This is a genomic window from Acinetobacter seohaensis (assembly GCF_056431365.1).
In genome coordinates this window covers 1-577 of record NZ_JBWKMK010000061.1, presented here as the reverse complement: position 1 = coordinate 577, position 577 = coordinate 1, and the positions used below count along the sequence as shown (strand labels likewise).

General features: G+C 41.9%; 1 protein-coding gene and 1 pseudogene. One reads left to right on the top strand and one right to left on the bottom strand.

From position 1 onward, the window contains the following. A partial coding sequence (locus AC07E5_RS09610; protein ID WP_141192749.1) for a transposase domain-containing protein occupies positions 1–95 on the top strand: 95 nt, incomplete at its 5' end. A gap of 140 nt (positions 96–235) precedes the next feature. Here AC07E5_RS09610 and AC07E5_RS09605 read toward each other — a convergent pair. Next, positions 236–451, bottom strand: a pseudogene (locus tag AC07E5_RS09605) (OmpW family outer membrane protein); the annotation flags it as partial. Between the last annotated feature and the right edge of the window lie 126 nt (positions 452–577).

The following is a 577-nucleotide window of genomic DNA, read 5'->3' as shown; positions in this document are numbered from 1 at the left end:
CCTATTTAAGTGATGTGCTGAAAAGGTTGCCGACACATAAAGTGACTCAGATTGAAGAATTGCTACCACACCGCTGGAAATCCAACTCAAATTAAAAAATAGGCATGGGGTTCAGCGGACGCTTACTGAGCTACAAGCCAAATGGATATTGAAAAATCCTTCTCCCTGTGGGAGAAGGATTAAGTGAAGGGGATTATCGTCTTAAATAGGACTGATCAAAGACTGCTATTAATGCTTAAAAACGCATACCAAAACCTGCATAGGCAATCACTGGATTCACTTCAATATCTGCTTTAGAGTGAATTAATTCGCCGTGTTTGGCATCGGTCACCGTAATGGTGGTTTCATTTTTAAGGTGTGCATAAGATAGTGAGCCAACTGCAAACCATTTTTCATTGAAGTCATAGGTAAAACCTACAGTCGCAACTGGCGCAAACGCATCGGTCGCATCGGCTTTGTTGCACAAAGATTTGAAATGCAAAGCGCCCCTAATTGAGCCAAATTTAAGGCGTAACTTGGGTAAGTGGTCGACCTAATTCCGTAAATCTGTTAAGAACTGCTACACGTGCATGGATCT